The 18,205-nt window shown below is 73.5% G+C and carries 16 protein-coding genes; 5 read left to right on the top strand and 11 right to left on the bottom strand.

Annotation, left to right across the window (positions count from 1 at the left end; translation table 11 throughout):
- Positions 1–3 precede the first annotated feature (3 nt).
- Positions 4–3,126, bottom strand: coding sequence for an alpha-N-acetylglucosaminidase (locus ACFVWY_RS25585; RefSeq protein ID WP_389876598.1), 3,123 nt, complete (start codon positions 3,124–3,126; stop codon positions 4–6).
- 313 nt (positions 3,127–3,439) lie between these two features.
- Between ACFVWY_RS25585 and ACFVWY_RS25580 the strand changes: the two genes are divergently transcribed.
- On the top strand, positions 3,440–3,766 hold the full coding sequence (locus ACFVWY_RS25580; RefSeq protein ID WP_389876596.1) for a hypothetical protein: 327 nt from the start codon (positions 3,440–3,442) through the stop codon (positions 3,764–3,766).
- A 49-nt stretch (positions 3,767–3,815) separates the two neighbouring features.
- Here ACFVWY_RS25580 and ACFVWY_RS25575 read toward each other — a convergent pair whose 3' ends face one another.
- The 6 genes from ACFVWY_RS25575 to ACFVWY_RS25550 all read right to left on the bottom strand — a co-directional run bounded on the left by ACFVWY_RS25575 (position 3,816) and on the right by ACFVWY_RS25550 (position 10,846).
- Entirely contained in the window at positions 3,816–4,463 is a 648-nt protein-coding gene (locus tag ACFVWY_RS25575) for a LuxR C-terminal-related transcriptional regulator (RefSeq protein ID WP_389876594.1), read from the bottom strand.
- Positions 4,448–5,716, bottom strand: coding sequence for a sensor histidine kinase (locus tag ACFVWY_RS25570; RefSeq protein ID WP_389876593.1), 1,269 nt, complete (start codon positions 5,714–5,716; stop codon positions 4,448–4,450). The genes ACFVWY_RS25575 and ACFVWY_RS25570 overlap by 16 nt, the downstream gene beginning before the upstream one ends.
- A 144-nt stretch (positions 5,717–5,860) precedes the next feature.
- Positions 5,861–6,472: a winged helix-turn-helix domain-containing protein gene (locus ACFVWY_RS25565; RefSeq protein WP_389876591.1), complete on the bottom strand. Its 612-nt coding sequence runs from the start codon at positions 6,470–6,472 to the stop codon at positions 5,861–5,863.
- A 531-nt stretch (positions 6,473–7,003) separates the two neighbouring features.
- Complete coding sequence (gene glnII, locus ACFVWY_RS25560) at positions 7,004–8,038, bottom strand: glutamine synthetase (protein WP_389876589.1); 1,035 nt, start codon at positions 8,036–8,038, stop codon at positions 7,004–7,006.
- 190 nt (positions 8,039–8,228) lie between these two features.
- Complete coding sequence (locus tag ACFVWY_RS25555; RefSeq protein WP_389876588.1) at positions 8,229–9,380, bottom strand: hypothetical protein; 1,152 nt, start codon at positions 9,378–9,380, stop codon at positions 8,229–8,231.
- Complete coding sequence (locus ACFVWY_RS25550; protein WP_389876586.1) at positions 9,377–10,846, bottom strand: hypothetical protein; 1,470 nt, start codon at positions 10,844–10,846, stop codon at positions 9,377–9,379. The genes ACFVWY_RS25555 and ACFVWY_RS25550 overlap by 4 nt, the downstream gene beginning before the upstream one ends.
- A 299-nt stretch (positions 10,847–11,145) precedes the next feature.
- Between ACFVWY_RS25550 and ACFVWY_RS25545 the strand changes: the two genes are divergently transcribed.
- A complete protein-coding gene (locus tag ACFVWY_RS25545; protein WP_389876584.1) occupies positions 11,146–12,057 on the top strand; it encodes a Gfo/Idh/MocA family protein in 912 nt (303 codons plus the stop codon).
- Positions 12,058–12,337: 280 nt separating this feature from the next.
- Here the strand turns inward: ACFVWY_RS25545 and ACFVWY_RS25540 are convergent, their stop codons facing one another.
- On the bottom strand, positions 12,338–12,697 hold the full coding sequence (locus tag ACFVWY_RS25540; protein WP_389876583.1) for an arsenate reductase family protein: 360 nt from the start codon (positions 12,695–12,697) through the stop codon (positions 12,338–12,340).
- Between the two features lie 130 nt (positions 12,698–12,827).
- Between ACFVWY_RS25540 and ACFVWY_RS25535 the strand changes: the two genes are divergently transcribed.
- Positions 12,828–13,097 (top strand): hypothetical protein, encoded by a 270-nt coding sequence (locus tag ACFVWY_RS25535; RefSeq protein WP_389876581.1) that lies wholly within the window; start codon positions 12,828–12,830, stop codon positions 13,095–13,097.
- Between the two features lie 35 nt (positions 13,098–13,132).
- Here ACFVWY_RS25535 and ACFVWY_RS25530 read toward each other — a convergent pair whose 3' ends face one another.
- Positions 13,133–13,567, bottom strand: a complete 435-nt coding sequence (locus ACFVWY_RS25530) for a hypothetical protein (RefSeq protein WP_389876579.1) — start codon at positions 13,565–13,567, stop codon at positions 13,133–13,135.
- A 146-nt stretch (positions 13,568–13,713) separates the two neighbouring features.
- Here ACFVWY_RS25530 and ACFVWY_RS25525 point away from each other — a divergent pair, with 146 nt between their 5' ends.
- On the top strand, positions 13,714–14,199 hold the full coding sequence (locus ACFVWY_RS25525) for a hypothetical protein (RefSeq protein ID WP_389876577.1): 486 nt from the start codon (positions 13,714–13,716) through the stop codon (positions 14,197–14,199).
- 12 nt (positions 14,200–14,211) lie between these two features.
- On the opposite strand, the gene ACFVWY_RS25520 is transcribed toward ACFVWY_RS25525, so the two are convergent.
- Both ACFVWY_RS25520 and glnA read right to left on the bottom strand, forming a co-directional pair.
- Positions 14,212–15,603 (bottom strand): lipase family protein, encoded by a 1,392-nt coding sequence (locus ACFVWY_RS25520; RefSeq protein WP_389876576.1) that lies wholly within the window; start codon positions 15,601–15,603, stop codon positions 14,212–14,214.
- Positions 15,604–15,992: 389 nt separating this feature from the next.
- Positions 15,993–17,402, bottom strand: coding sequence for a type I glutamate--ammonia ligase (gene glnA / locus ACFVWY_RS25515; RefSeq protein WP_389876574.1), 1,410 nt, complete (start codon positions 17,400–17,402; stop codon positions 15,993–15,995).
- A gap of 245 nt (positions 17,403–17,647) precedes the next feature.
- On the opposite strand from glnA, the gene ACFVWY_RS25510 reads away from it, so the two are divergent.
- Positions 17,648–18,115: an RDD family protein gene (locus tag ACFVWY_RS25510; protein ID WP_389876573.1), complete on the top strand. Its 468-nt coding sequence runs from the start codon at positions 17,648–17,650 to the stop codon at positions 18,113–18,115.
- The last annotated feature ends 90 nt before the right edge of the window (positions 18,116–18,205 follow it).

The following is an 18,205-nucleotide window of genomic DNA, read 5'->3' as shown; positions in this document are numbered from 1 at the left end:
CCCTCACCGCAGGTGCCAGGAACTGAACTCGGCCGTGCCGCGCAGCCCGCTGCCGCCGTTCGTCGCGGTCATGAAGATCCCGACGTCCTGGACCGCCGCCGTGCCCGGCACCGTCACCGTGCCCACCTCCCGCCAGACGGCCCCGCCGTCGGCGGAGCAGGACGCCGTGCACGCGTTCCCCGACCGGGTCAGCCGCAGCAGCACCGGGGCCTTGATCCCGGTGATCCGCCGATACGCGTCCAGGGTGCCGTCGCCGTTGGTGTCGTACGAGAACACCACCCCGTTGGACGGGGTCACCGCCAGGTTCAGGAAGCCGCCGGAGCCCGGCGTCCCGAGGGCGTTGCGGACCACGATCCCGGCCCGCGCCCAGCCCCCGGTGTTCTCCTGCGCGTCGGCCCGCACGGTGACCTCGGCCCCGTCCGTCCACACCTCCGCCTGGTACGCGGTGCCGAACTGGCTGGTGCCCTTCCACAGGTCCTGGCCCGCCCCGTTCACCGCGAACCGCCCGCCCAGCTGCCCGAAGACCGCCGCGTTCGCGGTGTACGTGCGCCACCCCGGCTCCAGCGGCGCCGCCAGGTACACCGCGCCGTGCCGCACCTCGGTCACCCGCTCCTCGCCGAGCGGCCCGTACGCGGTGCTCAGCCCGTACGGCATCGGCCGCAGCGGCGCGGTCAGCGGCTCGGACGGGGCGGTGACCCGCCAGCCCACCGCACCGGAGCCGCCCGCCGCGACCCCGTCGAGCGAGGTGGCGCCCGTCGGGACGGCGGTGAGGCCGGTGAGCGCGAAGTCGACCCGGCCGGTGGCCCGCAGCCCGTTCAGGTTGCGGAAGGCGGCCGTCACCGTGCCGGTGCTGCCGGGGGTGAACGTCACCGGCTCGGCCGTGACCGTGACACCGCCCTGGTACGGGGCGGTGGACAGGGTCTCGAAGACCCGGCGGGCGGTGCGGTGCGCGTCGCCCGTCGGCCGCACCGGGAGGCGGTCGGTCCGGCGGGTCCACTCCTCCTCGCCCGGGTACCAGTCGAACGCCTTCGCCGCCCGGCCCTCCGCGAGGGCGTCCGTCAGCTCGCCCAGGTACGCCTGCCACTGCGGCAGATGGACCTCGGCCAGCAGCCCGTGCCAGTCCCGGTTGGCGTAGTTGCTGAGGGCGTCGGCCGCCGCCCGGTCCGCCCAGGTGGTGATCAGGGTGCGGGCCGTCCACTCCAGTCGCACCGCCTCCGCCGGACTCGTCGCCAGCCGCCGGGCGTCCTCCAGCCACGGCCCCAGCAGGAACGACCGGTGGCAGCCCGCCACCGAGTCCGCCAGGCGCATCAGCTTCAGCCAGAGCGCGGCGAGCACCCGGAACCTGTCCACGTCCCGGTCGGCCTGCGCGGCCCGCAACTGGGGCAGCAGGGTGCGTGAACGGCAGGCGAGCGCCTGCCGCGCCAGATCGGTCAGGTCGTAGCGGTAGCCGTCCGAGGCACGCAGCGCCGGACGTACGTCGAGGAGCGCGGCGAACGCCCGGTCGAACCCGGCCGGGTCGAAGGCGGTGTTCACCGAGGCGGTGATGCTGGGCCGCCGGGAGAAGAGCGAGTCGACGGGGCGCCCGTCGGTGCTCGTCAGCCGGTACGCGGTGGCGGCCAGCGCGCCGAAGGCGGCCTCCGCGGCACGGTCGCGTCCGCCGTACCGGAACGCCGGGTACGCCCGGAACCACGCCTCCCGGTCCACCTTCTCCGCCCGCCAGGCCAGCTCGCCGAAGAGCTCGAAGGCCGCCGGGTCGCGCTCGGTGGCCTCCGGCATGTACGCGGTGCCCGCCAAGGCGCTGCCCGGCTTGTCGCGCCAGGCGGTGAACTTCTCCGTCCAGCGGTCGGTGTTGGCGCCGATCGTCGTACGGCCGCCGAAGTTGGGGATGGTGCCGAAGGCGTACGGGGCCCCGCCCCAGTCCCTCTCCCGGTCGGTGACGGTGTCCAGGTCGGAGAGGCCGTCCACGATCAGCAGCCGGCTGGTGTCGATGGCGTCGAGCAGGGCGGGCCGGGGGTTGGCCTGCCAGCCGAGGATCACCCACGTCGCGCCGGGGTGCGCGGCGTGCAGCGCCGACTCCACGGCGCGGGCGGCGTCCGGCACCGGGACGTCCCCGGCGGTGCCGCCCTCGTGCAGCAGATCCATCTTGAAATGGGCCGCCGGACCGAACAGGTCCTCCTGGTGCCGGTAGAACGCGGCGGCCATCTCCGCGAAGACGGGGGTGCGCGGGTCGAGCCAGTCCGGTCGGCGCAGCCCGTTCCAGGTGCCCTGCGGCACGGTCCGGGCCCCCGGATTGCGCGCGGTGAAGCCGTCCGGGACCGTGCCGAAGTAGCCGGGCAGGACCGGCGCCATGCCCAGCTCCCGCATCCGGCCGGCGATCCTTCGGCCCAGCTCCGCGCGGCGCGCGATGAGTTCGGGGCCGAGCGGTCCGCCGTAGCCGCTCATGTTCTGGAGCAGCCACCACGGCTGGTGGGAGGGGGCGGGCAGCCAGGCGCGGGCCTCGGCGTCGCTGTAGCCGAAGTCCTGGAGCAGCCGGTGGTAGACGGCCTCCTGCCCGGCGGTGACCAGGACCTCGTTGCAGCCGTGCAGGGCGAGGACGTCGAGCGTCCGCTCCCAGCGGGCCCAGTCGGCGTAGGGGGCGGTGTACCCGTCGTGGGTGTCGTTGAGCGCGAACCGGTGCGGGACGGTCGCCGAGCGCTCCAGGGGCGCCCGGGGCGCGGGCAGCTTGCGCGGCAGCCCGGCGGTGTTGCCGCCCGCCCAGGAGATGACGGCGTCGCAGGTGTACTTGAGGTACCAGTGCGCCCCGGTCAGGGCCGCCGCCGGGGTGGTCGCCGCGATCTCGATCCGCCCGGTGGCGCCGGTGACCCGGAAGCGGTCCGGCGCTCCGCCGCCCCGGGGCAGGGCACGGAGCCGGAACTGGTCCGCGTGGTCCGGCAGCAGCCGGTGCAGCGCCGCGCCCGCCGCCGCCAGGTCACCGGCCGCGGCGGCCGGTGCGGGGGAGGCGGCGTATCCGGGGGAGGCGGCCCCGAACGCGGCGGCGGCGCCCACGGCTCCCGCGGCGCCCAGCAGCGTACGCCGCGTCGGCCGGGCGGAGCCGGAGGTGCTGATGGGCAGGGAGGGTTCCGTCATGATCCGCACTCCTCGGCGTCGTTCATGGTGGCGCATGCGACAACAGGTGCGTGCGCAGCGCACGGTAACGACGGGTGCGGGGGCGGGCAATGGTGCGTCCGGCGGGTTGTGCCGATCCAGCCGTTCGGCCGCACGGGCGGTGTCGTCCGGACCACCGCACGGCAGCGCGGCCGGGCGCCCGGACCGGCCGGGGCCAGGCGCACGAGGTCATCGTGGCGTTCACCGGCGCCCCGGTCGTCCGGCCGGCCAGCGTCGGCACCGTGCGGGCGCCGGTGCCCAGGACCACGTCGAGGGCGTCGCGGGCGGTGTGTCCGTGGCCGAGGAACGTCCGGAGCGACGCGTCGCTCACGGCGCCGCCCGACGCGAGCACGGCCAGGGTGAACTTCCGTATCCTCTCCAGCCGTTCGTCCGCGAGCGGCTGCCGCTGGCGCAGCGCCGCGACCAGCCCGGGGTCCGCGCCGCGCGCGGCATCGGGGTACGGGCCGGACCGGCCGGGGGCTTCGGACGGCTGCGGGCCTGGCGGGCCTGGCGGGCCGAGGCGCCCGGCGCCGACCGGGTCCGCGCGATGGCGGACGGCCTGCGCGCGATGGTGTCCCCGGGCGCGCTCCGGCTCGACGCGCGGCGCTGGTTCGGCGGCTGAGGCGCCCCGGAGCCCTGTGCCCGCCCCGGTCCGCCCCGGTCAGCTCCGGTCAGCCCCGGTCCAGATAGGCGAGCACCGCCAGGACACGGCGGTTGTCGTCGTCGGAGGGCGGCAGGGCGAGCTTGGCGAAGATGTTGGAGGTGTGCTTGGCCACCGCCCGCTCGGTCACCACCAGCTGTGCGGCGATCGCCACGTTCGAACGGCCCTGCGCCATCAGCTCCATGACCTCCCGCTCGCGCGGGGTGAGCCTGCCCATCGGTTCGTCGCGCGAGCGCCGGGTCAGCAGCTGCGCGATCACCTGGGGGTCCATCGCGGTGCCGCCCGCCGCGACCCGGCGCACCGCGTCCACGAACTGTCCGGCGTCGAACACCCGGTCCTTGAGCAGATAGCCGATGCCCCCGTTGCCGTCCGCCAGCAGCTCGCGCGCGTACAGCTGCTCCACGTGCTGCGAGAGCACCAGCACCGGCAGCCCCGGCCTGGCCCGCCGGGCCGCCAGCGCGCACTGCAGGCCCTCGTCCGTGTGCGACGGCGGGAGGCGCACATCGACGATCGCGACGTCCGGCTCCGACTCGGCGAAGGCCCGGGTCAGTTCGGGCCCGCTCTCGACGGCGGCCGCGATCTCGAAGCCGTACGCCTCCAGCAGCCGCACCAGACCGTCGCGCAGCAGGAAGAGGTCTTCCGCTAGGACAACTCGCAAGGAATCTCCATGGTCACCATGGTGGGGCCGCCGACCGGACTGCTGACGGCCATGACGCCGTCGAATGTACCGAGCCTGCGTTCGATTCCGCTGAGTCCCGAGCCGCCGCCGACCACCGCGCCGCCGCGCCCGTTGTCCAGGACGGTGATCCGCAGGGCGGAGTCCGTGTGACGGATGTCCACCTGGACCCGGTCCGCCCCCGCGTGCTTGGCCGCGTTGGTCAGCGCCTCGCTCACCGCGAAGTACGCCGCCGACTCGACCGCCGCGTCCGCCCGGCCGCCCAGCTCGGCCGCGACCTCCGAGGTGAAGGGCAGTCGCAGCGCCAAAGCCCGCACCGCGTCCCCGAGTCCACGCTCGGCGAGGACCGGCGGATGAATGCCCCGGACCAGATCACGCAGCTCGGCCAGCGCCTCGGCGGACGACTCCCGGGCCATGGCCAGGACCTTCTTCGCCTGCTCCGGGTCCTTCTCGATCAGCGCCTCGACCGTCCCCAGGCTCATGCCCATCGCGACCAGCCGGGCCTGCGCGCCGTCGTGCAGATCGCGTTCGATGCGCCGCAGTTCGAGGGCGGCGGTGTCCACGGCCTCGTGCCGGGTCTCGGTCAGCCGGTCGATGCGCCGGGCCAGCTCCTCCTGCGGGGCGGGGGCCAGGACGGAGCGCGCGATCAGGAAGTGGGCCCGCAGCAGCCGCTCGTTCACCAGCACCCCGACCCCGAGCAGCACCACGCCGAGCCCGGCGGCGGCCAGCCCGGTCGCCTGGTCGGAGACCGGGACGAAGCCGTACCAGTAGCGGTCGCCGGTGAAGATCCGCCACAGGCCCGCCGCCAGGACGAAGCCCTCCAGCGGGTAGAGCACCAGCGCGGCGGCCAGCGTCGCCACCAGGTATCCGGCCGTCGCGTCGACCAGCAGCCACCGCAGGTCCCGCCAGGTCGCCGGGTCCTTCAGCAGCAGCCCGGTCCGCCGCACCTGCCCGGCGAGTCCGTTGCGCAGATCCTCCGGGAAGGGGCGGTACGGAACCGGGATGCGGATCCCGGCCCAGTCCGCCGCGAGCAGCCTGCGCCGGTTGGCGTGCGTGCGGACCAGCTCCAGCGCACCCGGGGTGGTGAACAGCCCGATGCCCAGCGGGACGCACACGATCGACAGCACCGCCCACACCAGCAGGGTGAGCGAGCCGGCCAGACTCATGACCGACAGCACCAGCCCCCGCCAGGCGGCCAGCGCCGTGCCGCGCATCCGTCCCCTTGCCGCGTTCATTCCGGTCCGTCCCCCCTTGCCGGGCCCTCCGTCCGGGCCCGCTCGGGGACAGTCTCGCCCGGCGCGGCCCCGGACATCAGCCGTCGCGCCACCCGGACGGGGGTGTACCCAGCGCCACCGCCCCCGGCGCCGGGCCCACGCCGGTCAGGGAAGGTACTTGTAGCCGACCCGCCGTACCGTCTGGATCGAACGGCGGTGCTCGGCGCCCAGCTTGCGGCGCAGCCGGGCGATGTGGACGTCCACCGTGCGGCCGTCGCCCACGTGCCCGTAGCCCCAGACCGTGGTCACCAGCTGGTCGCGGGTGTGCACCCGGTGCGGGTGCGTCACGAGGTGCGCGAGGAGCTCGAACTCCAGGTACGTGAGATCGAGGGTGCTCCCGTCGACCGAGGCGGTGCGCCGCACGGGGTCTATCCGCACCGGCCCCGCCTCCGCGGCGGGCTCCGGCGCCGACACCACGAACTGGGCACCCGGGGCGCCGACGGCGGGCTGCTGGTCGGCCGGTACGAGGACCAGGTACCCGACCATCGGAGGCTGTCCCGGCAGCGCCGGAACCGTGTGCTGGGGAGCGGGCAGCCAGGTGGCGCCCGGGGGCAGGAGGGCAGCCGCGTCGGCGGGCCGGCCGGCCTCCTCGGAGGGGACGGCCCGCAGCCGGTGCCGGCTGGGAGGGAGCGTACGGGCGGAGGTGGTGGCCGCAGCGGAGGCCGGGGACGCCGAGGTGACGGCGGCCGCGACGGAGAAGGTACGGGTGTTCGCCATGAGGGTCAGCTCTTTCGCGCGAAGGAGTCGTCGGTGGACGGACTTGCTCGCACGCGGGCCGAAGGCCGGGGTGAGCGGCTTTAGAGGGCCTGCGCGTTCGACGCGCGACAACACACCCGGTCGAAGTCGTGGTGCTGACGGGACGGCCAGAACGGTTCGAGGTCGCTGCGACCTGTCGAGGTGTGCTGGAGGCTGGCCATGGCCCCATTGAACCAGACAACCCGGCCGCGCAGCAGACCCCTTCCGCCCGTCGGGACGGCCCGCGGAGTTACCTTCCTCACCCCGCCCGGCCCGCCCGTCCGGCCTGCCCCGCGCCAACCGCCCTCGCCGGTCCGGGGGTTGCCCGGCGCACGCGCGAGGCGCCAGCAGAGCGGCGGCGACGGCCAGACCGGCCAGGGTTGCCCGGCGCACGCACGAGGGCGCCCACCGCGGCCGGGGCCGAGGGCGCGCCCCGTGACGGTTGCCCGGCGCACGCGCGGGGGCGCCCACCCGGAAGGACGGGCGCCCCGCGGGCGACGGAACGGATACGGATCAGACCTGGCCGGCCTTCTCCAGTGCGGTGCAGCAGGTGTCGGTGATCAGCCGCGTGACGACGTACGGGTCGACGTTGGCGTTCGGGCGGCGGTCCTCGATGTAGCCCTTCCGGTCCCGCTCGACCTGCCAGGGGATGCGGACCGAGGCGCCGCGGTCGGAGACGCCGTAGCTGTACTCGTTCCACGGGGCCGTCTCGTGCAGACCGGTCAGCCGGTCGTCGATGCCCGCACCGTAGTTCTTGACGTGGTCCATCGGCTTCGACCCCTCGCCCAGCGACTCGCACGCCGTGATGATCGCGTCGTAGCCCTCACGCATCGACCGGGTGGAGAAGTTGGTGTGCGCGCCCGCCCCGTTCCAGTCACCCTTCACCGGCTTCGGGTCCAGGGTCGCGGAGACGTCGAACTCCTCGGCGGTGCGGTACAGCAGCCAGCGGGCCACCCACAGCTGGTCGGATACCTCCAGCGGGGACAGCGGGCCGACCTGGAACTCCCACTGACCGGGCATGACCTCGGCGTTGATGCCGGAGATCCCGAGCCCCGCCCGCAGACAGTTGTCGAGGTGCTTCTCCACGATCTCCCGGCCGAAGATCTCGTCGGCGCCGACACCGCAGTAGTAGCCGCCCTGCGCGGCCGGGAAGCCGCCCTCGGGAAAGCCGAGCGGCCGGTGCCCGGCGAAGAAGGTGTACTCCTGCTCGATGCCGAAGACCGGCTCCTGACCGGCGAACCGCCCGGCCACCTCGCGCAGCGCGGCCCGGGTGTTGGACGCGTGCGGCGTCATGCCGATGTCCAGGACCTCGCACAGGACGAGGATGTCGCCACCGCCCCGGATCGGGTCCGGGCAGCTGTACACCGGCTTCAGCACCAGGTCGGAGGCGTGTCCCTCGGCCTGGTTGGTGCTGGAGCCGTCGAAGCCCCAGAGCGGCAGCTGTGCCGCCTCGGTCGAGACGTCCCCGGCCAGGATCTTCGTCTTGGAGCGGAGCTTGGCGGTCGGCTCGGTGCCGTCGATCCAGATGTACTCGGCCTTGAACGTCACGGAAGCCATCCTTTGCGGTGCTGCGGTCCTGCGGTCCGGTCTCTGCTCCGCAGCTTCGCAAGCCGCGATTTCCCGGCCGTTGCCCGGATGTGAACCCCGTGTTACCGGGATTTCCGCCCCGTTTCACCGAGGTTTCCGCCCCGCGTCACCAGGCCCTCCGCCCCGGCGTCACGGTGCCTTCCGTCCCGCGTCACCGGGATGTCCGCCCCGGGAACGACCGCCCCCGGTCCCGCAGCAGCGCCTCGAATCCGGCCGCCCGGATGCGGCGCACCACCTCCTCCTCGGTGGTGCCCAGTGCCTCGGCCGCCCCCGCGATCCGCCAGTGGGCCGCGGCCAGCCGGTGCAGCAGATGGCCGCGCCTGACCTGCGCCTCCGACAGCCGGAACGTCTTCAGGTACGCCACCCGGCCCTTGTGATCGGTGATCGTCTCCCCGATGTGCTGGCCCTCCCCGCCCGGCCGGAACGGCGGCAGGAACCGCCACAGCGTGAACCCGCCCATCCGGTACACCCGGTCGAAGGCGTACGACGCGTCCAGCAGCTCGCCCGCGAACAGCGTGTCGTGTGCCCCGGCCCACTCCCGCTCCTGCCTGCGGGCCGCCGCCCGCAGTCCGGCGAGCGAGACGGGCCCCGGACCGTCCGGTATCCGCGCCGCGAACTCCGCCACCGGCGCGCCGTACAGCGCGTGCTGGTGGATCAGCTCGCCGTACAGGTCCTCCACCAACGAGGGGTGCAGCAGCCGGTAGTCCTCCGGATGCGGTACGGCGAAGGCGGCGGCCAGCGCGTCGGCCGCGTACACCATCACCCCGCACTGGCCCGGATGGATCTCGAAGACCCGCAGCGCGTCACCGAGCCCGCGCACCGACCACCCCAGGTACGCGTCCTCCGCCCTCGGTGACAGCCCGTCACGCAGCGCCTGCCGCGACCACTCCTCCCAGGCGGTGGAGGGCCCGCCGAAGTGCAGCGAGAGGTAGCCCTCCAGGGCGAGATGGAGCGGCAGGAAGCGCAGCCGGTCGCCCGGCCGCCGCTTGGCCATCCGGTGGTGGCGGTGGCGCTGGAGCCGTGCCGTCCGGGGCGCCCGCCCGTCCGCCCCGCCGAGCTGTGTCCCGTACGCGGCGGACTGCTCGCCCCCGCCCGACCAGTCGGCCACGAAACCGTGCGGGATCACCGAGGTGTAGTGCGCGCGCGGCCCGAGGTCCACCACGCCGTGGCCGTGCTCCGCGTACAGCTCCTCGTGCAGCCGCAGCCCCTCCACCGGCCGCTCGCGCACCAGCGGCACCAGCCGGATGCCGCCCCACACCTGCGCGGGGTGGGTGGTGAGCCCGGTCAGTTCGAGCCTGTTCACACCATCGCCCCCGTCCGGTCACCGTGCACGAACCGCGCCACCCGCCGGTCCAGGTACGCGTACAGCGCCGCCGTCCCCGTACGCCCCTCGGCGAAGCCCGCCAGCTCCACCAGCGCGGGCAGGTCCACCGCGTCCCGGATGCCCGCCGTGGGCACCCCCGGCGCCAGCCGCCGCACGTCGAAGCCCTCCGCGTCGTACACGGGGTTCAAATGCACCACCGCCGTGCGCCGGTCCGGATCGAGCCGGGTCCGCCAGACGCGCAGCACCTCGCCCGCGAGCCCCGGCGGCGCGTTGTCCCAGCCGTCCGAGACGATGACCAGCCGGTCCGGGCCCAGCTCCAGGGCGTCCAGCACCCGCATCCCGAGCGGTGTCGCCCCTGACGGCCGGACCAGCAGCGGATCGGTGCGGCCCGAGGTCCACAGCCCGGCGCACGCCCCCGGCGCAGCCAGTTGCTCCAGCAGGAAGTGGCAGGCCAGCGCCACGGCGAGCGGGCGCCGCCGCTTCTCGCCCGAACCGGACGAGGAGTAGCTGTCGTCCAGTACGGCCGCGACCCGGCCCCAGCTCCCGGCGTGCGGGCCCGCCGCGCGCCGGGCCGCCGCCCGCAGCGCACCGGTCAGCTCCGCACGGCGCGCGCGCCGGTCCTCGAAGCCGAGCGACAGGACGTACAGGGCGAGCCGGGTCAGCGGCATCGCGGCCAGGTCCACGTCCGCGTTCGCGGGCCCGGCCCGGTTCGCGGCGGTGCGCTGCTCCAGGGTCCGCAGCCGCTCCAGACGGGTCATCCGCGGCGCCATCCGCTCCAGGAACTCCGCGCGCTCCGTTCCCCGCCGGGCGGCGAAGCCCTCGGCCACGGTGAACGGCAGCTCCGTGACGGCTCCCTGCTCGTAGTGGGCGCGCCGCCAGGCGTCCAGCAGCTGGTGCGCGTAGCGCTTGCGGCGTTTCGGCCGGAACAGGAAGTCCCCGAGCTCGCCGTCCCCGCCGAATCCGAGATGGGCGTGGCGGGCGGCGGCCTTCAGCCCGGCGCGGTACTTCACCGCGTCGTGCGCCGGATCGGGCCGGGCGGCCAGCCAGTCCCGCATGATCGCCCGGGTGCGCCGGTTGTTCACCCCGGCCGCGCGCAGCGCCCGGAACAGCCGGTACACCCGCTGCGGCGGCAGCTTCGCCAGCCGGGCGGCGATCAGACGCCCCTCGACGCGCTTCTCCTCGGCGCTCGCGTCGGCGGCGTGCTCCAGCAGACCGCGGACGATGAGCGCGGCGTTGTGGTCGTTGATGTCGAGGGCGAGCGCGGCGGCGTAGACCCGGCGGTAGTTGACCCGTACGTACGCATGGAGGAAGTCCAGCGACAGCTGCTGCTGGTACGCGGTCGAGCGGAACTCGCGCTGGCCGGTCGCGGTGATCGCCGCGTTGACGAAGAGGAGGACGTCCTCGGCCGCGACGAGACCGGTGTCGGCCCCGGTGCTGATGGTCATCGATTCCCCCGTGGTGATGTCGCGCGCCCCGCTCCCGGGCGGGGTGCCGGCCGGGGAATGGGGGCGCGAACAGCGAAATCACTGCTTCAGAGGCACGTCCCGGAAGTCGCGCCGGAGTCCCGCGGCCGGCTCCGCAAACGTAACCAGCGACACGGCCCGGCGCCAACCCGATAAGGAAGCGGCCCGGCTCCGGCAGGGGCGCCACGGGCCTCGGCAAGGGGCGCGGACCAGCTTCGAACCGGGGGCGCGGACCGGCTTCAAATACGGGAGCGGACCGGTGGAACGGGCAGACTTGCCCCATGACGACACTTCCCGCGACCCCCCTGCGCATCGGCCTCGTCGGTACCGGGCCCTGGGCCCGCAACACTCAGGCCCCCGCCCTCGCCGCCCACCCGGGCGCTGTACTGAGCGGAGTGTGGGGCCGCCGCCCCGAGGCCGCGCGGGAGCTGGCCGACGCGCACGGTGCCCCGTCGTACAGCGGCGAGGCGGGCATCGACGAGCTGTTCGCCGCCAGCGACGCCGTGGCGTTCGCCCTGCCGCCGGACGTCCAGGCCCCGCTGGCCGCCCGCGCCGCCGCCACCGGCCGCCATCTGCTGCTGGACAAGCCGGTCGCGACCAGCGTCGCGGGTGCCCGCGAGGTGGTCCGGGCCGCCGGACAGACCGGGGTGGCCTCCCTCGTCTTCTGCACGCTCAGGTTCGCGGCCGACACCGCTGTCTGGATCGACGAACAGGCCGCCCTGGAAGGCTGGTTCACCGCCCGCGCCGAGTGGCTCGGGTCACTCTTCGCGCCGGGCTCGACCAGCGAGTACGCCGCCTCGCCGTGGCGTCAGGAGAAGGGCGGGCTGTGGGACGTCGGCCCGCACGTCCTGTCGGTCCTGATCCCGGTGCTGGGCGACGTGACCCGGCTGACCGCCGCCCGTGGCCCCTCCGGCACCACCCACCTGGTGCTCCGCCACACCTCCGGCGCGTCCAGCACGGTGACGCTCTCTCTGGGCGCCCCCGCGGCGGCGTCCGGTACGGAGATCGAGCTCCGGGGCGAGCGGGGCCGGGTCGCGCTGCCCCGCTGGAGCGACGCCGTCGGCTCGTTCCGGGCGGCGATCGACGCGCTGATCGACGCGGTGCGTACGGGGCAACCGCACCCCTGCGACGTACGGTTCGGCCTGCGTCTGACGGAACTGCTGGCCGAGGCGGAGGCGCAACTGGCGGGCTAGGGCCTCTCGTTTGGATCATGCCGGGCTCGCGGGGGCCGGCACGCACATCTGCCGCGTTGTCGTCAGTCACCGACGCTCCGCGTCGGCTCCTTCCTCCGCCTTGCAGCTGCACGCACCAGCCCCCGCTCCCTGATCCAGCCTGATCCAAACGAAAGACCCTAGCCGCGGGCGGGGCGGGGCGGCCAGGAGTCCCGAACGAGCCGAGATCCCGAACGGACCGGAGTCCCGAACGGACCGGAGTCCCGAACGGGCTGGGCCACCCCCTGCCGCCCCTTCCGTCTCAGCGGCCCAGGGCGTTCCGTACCGCCTCGTCCGTGCGCGCCACCACGGCGCTGCCGTCGTCCGCGGTGATGATCGGGCGCTGGATGAGCTTCGGGTGTCCGGCCAGCGCCGAGATCCAGCGCTCGCGCGAACCGGCCTCGCGCGGCCACTCCTTGAGCCCCAGCTCCTTCGCTTCGGCCTCCTGGGTCCGGGTGATGTCCCACGGTTCCAGGCCGAGCCGGTCGAGCACCGCCCGGATCTCGTCCGGCGAGGGCACGTCCTCCAGATAGCGGCGGACGGTGTACTCGGCACCCTCCGCGTCGAGCAGCTGTACCGCGCTGCGGCACTTGGAACAGGCGGGATTGATCCAGATCTCCATGGGGCCAACGGTACGCGAGGGATCGCCGAAAGCCCCTCGAAAGCCCGTCTGGCCAGGGCCGATTGTCAGTGCCCGGCAGTAAAATGGAGGCAGTTCGTGAGGGTTCCACGACCGTGCCAGGAGGTTGCCCATGGCCGTTGCCGCAGTCACGACCAAGCCGATCCACCAGCCCTTGATGAAGAAGCCGCTGCCCGCGGGCCGACCCCGCGAGTGGTACGTCTCGCACAACCGCCGCCTGAAGGCCATGCGGCTCGCGATAGCCCTGCTCGACACGGGGGTGTACTACCCGTCGACGGCGACCAACGCGAAGATACGCACCACCGCGGAGCGCGTCGGCATCCACCCGCCGTCCGACACGACCTGCCGCATGGTGCGTGCCCTGATCCGCTACGGCCGCTGACGGCCGGGTCCTTCGGCGGCCGTGCCCGCTCCCGCTCAGAAGCCGTCGCAGGCCGCCGTGGCGAAGGCGCCGGAAGCCGTGGCCGTACGGACGGGCCCGCCGTCCACCCGTACGGCGCAGGACACCTCGCCGCCCGCCGCGCCGAGGGTGACGGTGAAGGAGCCGCCGCTCATGAAGCCCCTGGTCAGGGTCTCCCCGGTCCAGGGCAGCGTCCGCAGCCTCAGCCGCGCGGCGGCGAGCCCGCCCTCCTGCCAGGACGGGTAGGTGACGGTGACGTCCTCGGCGGTCCCGGTGACCCGGTAGGTGATCCGGCGCGGCTGCGTCCCGTCCCGCGAGAGCGCGGCGGCGGTCAGGACGACGGCCGCGGCGCCCCCGGCGGTCAGCGCGAGCACCACCACCAGCAGCACCCAGGGCCACCGCCGCCGGGGCCGCACCGTCGCAGGGTCACCGCCCGGCCGCCCGTCGCCCATGCCCCCAGCCTGGCCCGACGCCCGCCGCACCGCCAGCCGGGCCGCCCGTCCGCCACCCGTCCGGCATACGCGGCGGTGCGCCGCGCCCCCGCGCGCCGTTCACTGGGGCAGGACACCCCGAGGAGAGCGACCGCGCTGGAGGCACGATGACCGCGAAGGCCACCCGAGGGCTGTGCGCCGTACTGCTGACGACGACCGTGATCACGACGGCCGCCGCCTGCTCCGACAACGGCGGCAGCGCCTCCGACACCGCGTCCAGAGCCGCGTCCGCCGCGGAGTCGGTGGCCTCCCGCGGCGCCGACGTGGTGGCCTCGGCGACGGCCGCCGCGAGCGAGAAGCTGAAGAACTTCAAGAACGGAGTCGACGCCACCTCCGACGTCAGGCTCTCCGCCCCGGCCACCGCGGCCGACGGCCGCACCACCACCGAGATCACCGTCGACAACAGCACCGACGCCACGAAGTCCTACGCGGTGCAGGTCAACTTCCGCGACCCGAAGGGCAAGCTGCTCGACGTCGTGGTGGTGACGGTCGGCGACGTGGCCTCCCACACCTCCAGGAAGGCCACGGCCCGCAGTAACCGCAAGCTCTCCGGCGAGGTCGAGGCCGAGGTGGGTACGGCCCTGCGGCACTGACCGGCGACGAGGTCAGGGCTGGACGGGCATCGACCAGCAGTTGGACGTGGCCGCCTTGCCGGAGAGGCGGTCGGTCAGCCAGGAGACGGCGCTGCCCTGGTCGGTGATGAGCGGCACGAGGTGGTTGGTGAGGATCTTGTCGCCGAGGTCCGGCAGCACGACGGCGTCGTAGGTGACGTTGCCGCCCTTGCCGCACCAGTCGACGGCGAGCTTCCGGGCCTGGGCGTGGGGCACGATGTCGTCCTGGACACCGGTGGCCAGCCGTACCGGCCCGGCGGGCTTGAGCGTGCCGATCCGCTGCTTGTCCAGGGCCGCCCGCGCACGGGGGTCGGCGGCGATGACGTCCCCGATGGACCTGCCGCTGACGGTCCACTTGTCGCTCTTGGCGAAGCCGTAGCCGAACAGCGCGTCGCCGACACACATCGTCGAGGCGTCGGCCAGGGCGGCTCGTCCGGCGGCGTTGACGTTCGCGTCGACGACCGCCCGCAGATCGGGGTCCGACTGGACGAAACCGTTGATCGACCAGGCCAGCGCACCGGCGAGCGCGCTGCCGTCGATGCCCTTCATGACCGCGGTCAGGTCCGCCGGGGGAGCACCGGAGTAGGTGCCGGAGAGGGGCACGTCGGGCGCGTAGGAGGTCTGGAGCTCGGCCGCCGCGGCGCTGGCACCGCCGCCCTGGCTGTATCCGTACAGGCCGGTCCGCGAAGCCGCGGTGACCGACGCGCCGGGTACGGCACGGGCGGCGCGGGCCGCGTCCAGCAGGGCGTGCGCCTCGTCGACGCGGTTGACGTAGGTGTGCAGGCGGTCGGTGGCACCGAGGCCGACGTAGTCGGTCACGACGACCGCGGCCCCGGTCGACAGGAGCCGGTAGACCGCCAGGGCCTCGTACCCCACGGACACGGTGTCGCCGGTGAGGGTGAGCGGGTTCTGCAGGGCGAAGGAGGGCGCGCACTGGTCGCCCTGGCCCATGGTCCCCGAGGCCACCGCGACCAGGGGACGCGGACCGCCGCCCTTCCAGGCGGCCGAGGGCTCGATGTAGGCACCGGTCACGGCGACGGGCTGCCCGGCCGAGTCGGTCGACCTGTACATCAGACGGGTAGCGGTCCCCGGCAGCGGCCGGCCGTCGAGCCCGGGGATGGCCAAGCCCAGCGGCATGGCCTCGGTGCGGACCAAAGCCCCGTTCTCCGCGGGAAGTTGGGCGGGAGGCGTGTAGAACGCGGGAATGGTCACCCCGCGCGAGACGACGGGCTCCGACGGGGCGGCGGAGGCGGGCACGGCGAAGAGCCCGGCCCCCACGACCGCGGCGACGGCGGCACAGGCCGACAGCCGCAGCCCGGCCCCGCCGCGACCGGTCACCGGGGCGGGGGCGTGGGTGGAACGCGAACGGGTCTTCCTGCGGCTCATGACGGGCTCCTCGTTCGTCGTGTGGAGGGAGCGCACCGGATCCGGGCCCGCCGGCCCGGCAGGGCCATGCCTGCGGGCGCCGGGGCAGCGCGGTTACTCACCGGTACTTACTTCAGAGTAAGTCCAGGTGTCTCCGGGCGACAAGACGTCTGCGGCCCTCCGCTCACGCGGCCGCGCGCACCAACGCGCCAGGGCCGCCACCCTGACTTCGGATGGCGGCACTGGCGTGGAACATGCGGCCCCGGGGGGTCTGAGCGGCGAGGAAGAACCACTCTGACCTACGAGCTTTCCAGGATCGGGCGTCCGCCTCCAGCCGGACTCGCTGGAGGCGGAGGCGGACGCCCGGAGAGCTCCTCGGCCACCTGCCCGCCGCGTTCGGGAGCTGCTTCCTAGAGGTCGAAGTACAGCTCGAACTCGTGCGGGTGGGGGCGGAGCTGGATCGGAGCGATCTCGTTGGTGCGCTTGTAGTCGATCCAGGTCTCGATCAGGTCGGAGGTGAAGACGCCACCGGCCTGGAGGTACTCGTTGTCCGCCTCCAGCGCCTCCAGGACGGCCGGGAGGGAGGTCGGGACCTGCTGGACGCTGGCGTGCTCCTCGGGGGCCAGCTCGTAGAGGTCCTTGTCGATCGGCTCGGCGGGCTCGATCTTGTTCTTGATGCCGTCCAGGCCCGCCATCAGCAGCGCGGAGAAGGCCAGGTACGGGTTGGACGACGGGTCCGGGGCGCGGAACTCGACGCGCTTGGCCTTCGGGTTCGAGCCGGTGATCGGGATGCGCATCGCGGCCGAGCGGTTGCGCTGCGAGTACACCATGTTGACCGGGGCCTCGAAGCCGGGGACCAGGCGGTGGTAGGAGTTCACCGTCGGGTTGGTGAAGGCCAGCAGCGACGGGGCGTGCTTGAGGATGCCGCCGATGTAGTAGCGGGCCATGTCCGAGAGGCCCGCGTAACCCTGCTCGTCGTAGAACAGCGGGCTGCCACCGGCCCACAGGGACTGGTGGACGTGCATGCCCGAGCCGTTGTCGCCGAAGATCGGCTTCGGCATGAAGGTGGCGGTCTTGCCGTTGCGCCAGGCGACGTTCTTCACGATGTACTTGAAGAGCATCAGGTCGTCGGCCGCGGCGAGCAGCGTGTTGAACTTGTAGTTGATCTCGGCCTGGCCGGCGGTGCCGACCTCGTGGTGCTGGCGCTCGATCTGAAGGCCGCTGCGCTCCAGCTCCAGGGACATCTCGGCGCGCAGGTCGGCGAAGTGGTCGACCGGCGGGACCGGGAAGTAGCCGCCCTTGTAGCGGACCTTGTAGCCGCGGTTGTTCTCGACCGCACCGGTGTTCCAGGCGCCTGCCTCGGAGTCGATGTGGTAGAAGCTCTCGTTCGCCGACGTCTGGAAACGGACGTGGTCGAAGACGTAGAACTCGGCCTCGGGGCCGAAGTACGCGGTGTCGGCGATGCCGGTGGAGGCGAGGTACGCCTCGGCCTTCTTCGCCACGTTGCGCGGGTCACGGCTGTACTGCTCGCCGGTGATCGGGTCGTGGATGAAGAAGTTGATGTTGAGGGTCTTGTCACGGCGGAAGGGGTCGAGGCGAGCGGTCGACAGGTCCGCGCGCAGCGCCATGTCGGACTCGTGGATGGCCTGGAAGCCGCGGATCGACGAGCCGTCGAAGGCCAGCTCCTCGGTCGGGTCGAAGGTCGGCGCCGGGACGGTGACGTGCTGCATCACACCGGGCAGGTCGCAGAACCGGACATCGATGAACTTGACGTCGTTGTCCGCGATGTACTTCTTCGCGTCGTCGGCGTTCTGGAACATCCAACTCCTCCTACTCCCGGCCCGGACGGGACGGGGTTGTGGCTCGTGGTGCGGCCAGTGCGCTGGCACACGCTGGACCCGACCATAGGCAGACCGGATTTCTCAAGCATGACCCATTTGTTTCGCAGAAGTTAACCGGGGCGGGTGTGACCAGCGCCTCGCGAGCCGCTACGCAGCCCCGCGACCGGGCCCGGTTGCGGCACCCGCCCGGCCGGGCGCGGGGGCGGGCGCAGTACCGTGTCCGGGTGGACAATAGGCAAGCAATCGGATCGTGGCTCTCCGGGCCGCGCGCGGCCGCCGAGGAGATGGGGGCCGATTTCGGCTACCGGGGCAAGCGGCTCGGCCTGCCCGAGCACGGCCCCGGTTCCATGGCGCCCCTCGGCCGCCGGTTCGGCGCGCTCTTCATCGACTGGTCACTCTGCCTGCTGATCGCATACGGGCTGTTCGCTCGCGGTGACCAGCAGGCGGCCGGAAACTGGGCGCTGGGGATCTTCTTCGTGCTGAGCGTGCTCACCGTGGGCACCCTCGGCTGTACGCCGGGCAAGCGCATCCTGGGGATCAGGGTCGTCGCCGAGGGCGGCGGCCGGCTGACGTTCGGACGCGTGGTCGTCCGGAGCGTGCTGGTGTGCCTGGTGATCCCGGCCCTGGTCTGGGACCGCGACGGGCGCGGCCTGCACGACCGGCTGGCCCGCTCCGTACAGGTCCGTATCTAGGGCCTCTCGTTTGGATCATGCCGGGCTCGCGGGGGCCGGCACGCACATCTGCCGCGTTGTCGTCAGTCACCGACGCTCCGCGTCGGCTCC

This window comes from Streptomyces sp. NPDC058195 (genome assembly GCF_042883525.1).
Classification (GTDB): domain Bacteria; phylum Actinomycetota; class Actinomycetes; order Streptomycetales; family Streptomycetaceae; genus Streptomyces.
Note: the sequence above shows the minus strand (reverse complement) of the source record. Positions and strands in the feature narration are given on the sequence as shown.

Excerpts from the sequence above, each read along its gene's own strand:
- ACFVWY_RS25545 (WP_389876584.1), top strand. The coding sequence starts at position 11,146 with ATGACGACACTTCCCGCGACCCCCCTGCGCATCGGCCTCGTCGGTACC.
- ACFVWY_RS25540 (WP_389876583.1), bottom strand. The coding sequence starts at position 12,697 with ATGGAGATCTGGATCAATCCCGCCTGTTCCAAGTGCCGCAGCGCGGTA.
- ACFVWY_RS25550 (WP_389876586.1), bottom strand. The coding sequence starts at position 10,846 with ATGACCATCAGCACCGGGGCCGACACCGGTCTCGTCGCGGCCGAGGAC.
- ACFVWY_RS25535 (WP_389876581.1), top strand. The coding sequence starts at position 12,828 with ATGGCCGTTGCCGCAGTCACGACCAAGCCGATCCACCAGCCCTTGATG.
- ACFVWY_RS25570 (WP_389876593.1), bottom strand. The coding sequence starts at position 5,716 with ATGAACGCGGCAAGGGGACGGATGCGCGGCACGGCGCTGGCCGCCTGG.
- ACFVWY_RS25565 (WP_389876591.1), bottom strand. The coding sequence starts at position 6,472 with ATGGCGAACACCCGTACCTTCTCCGTCGCGGCCGCCGTCACCTCGGCG.
- ACFVWY_RS25585 (WP_389876598.1), bottom strand. The coding sequence starts at position 3,126 with ATGACGGAACCCTCCCTGCCCATCAGCACCTCCGGCTCCGCCCGGCCG.
- ACFVWY_RS25520 (WP_389876576.1), bottom strand. The coding sequence starts at position 15,603 with ATGAGCCGCAGGAAGACCCGTTCGCGTTCCACCCACGCCCCCGCCCCG.
- glnA (WP_389876574.1), bottom strand. The coding sequence starts at position 17,402 with ATGTTCCAGAACGCCGACGACGCGAAGAAGTACATCGCGGACAACGAC.
- ACFVWY_RS25525 (WP_389876577.1), top strand. The coding sequence starts at position 13,714 with ATGACCGCGAAGGCCACCCGAGGGCTGTGCGCCGTACTGCTGACGACG.
- ACFVWY_RS25530 (WP_389876579.1), bottom strand. The coding sequence starts at position 13,567 with ATGGGCGACGGGCGGCCGGGCGGTGACCCTGCGACGGTGCGGCCCCGG.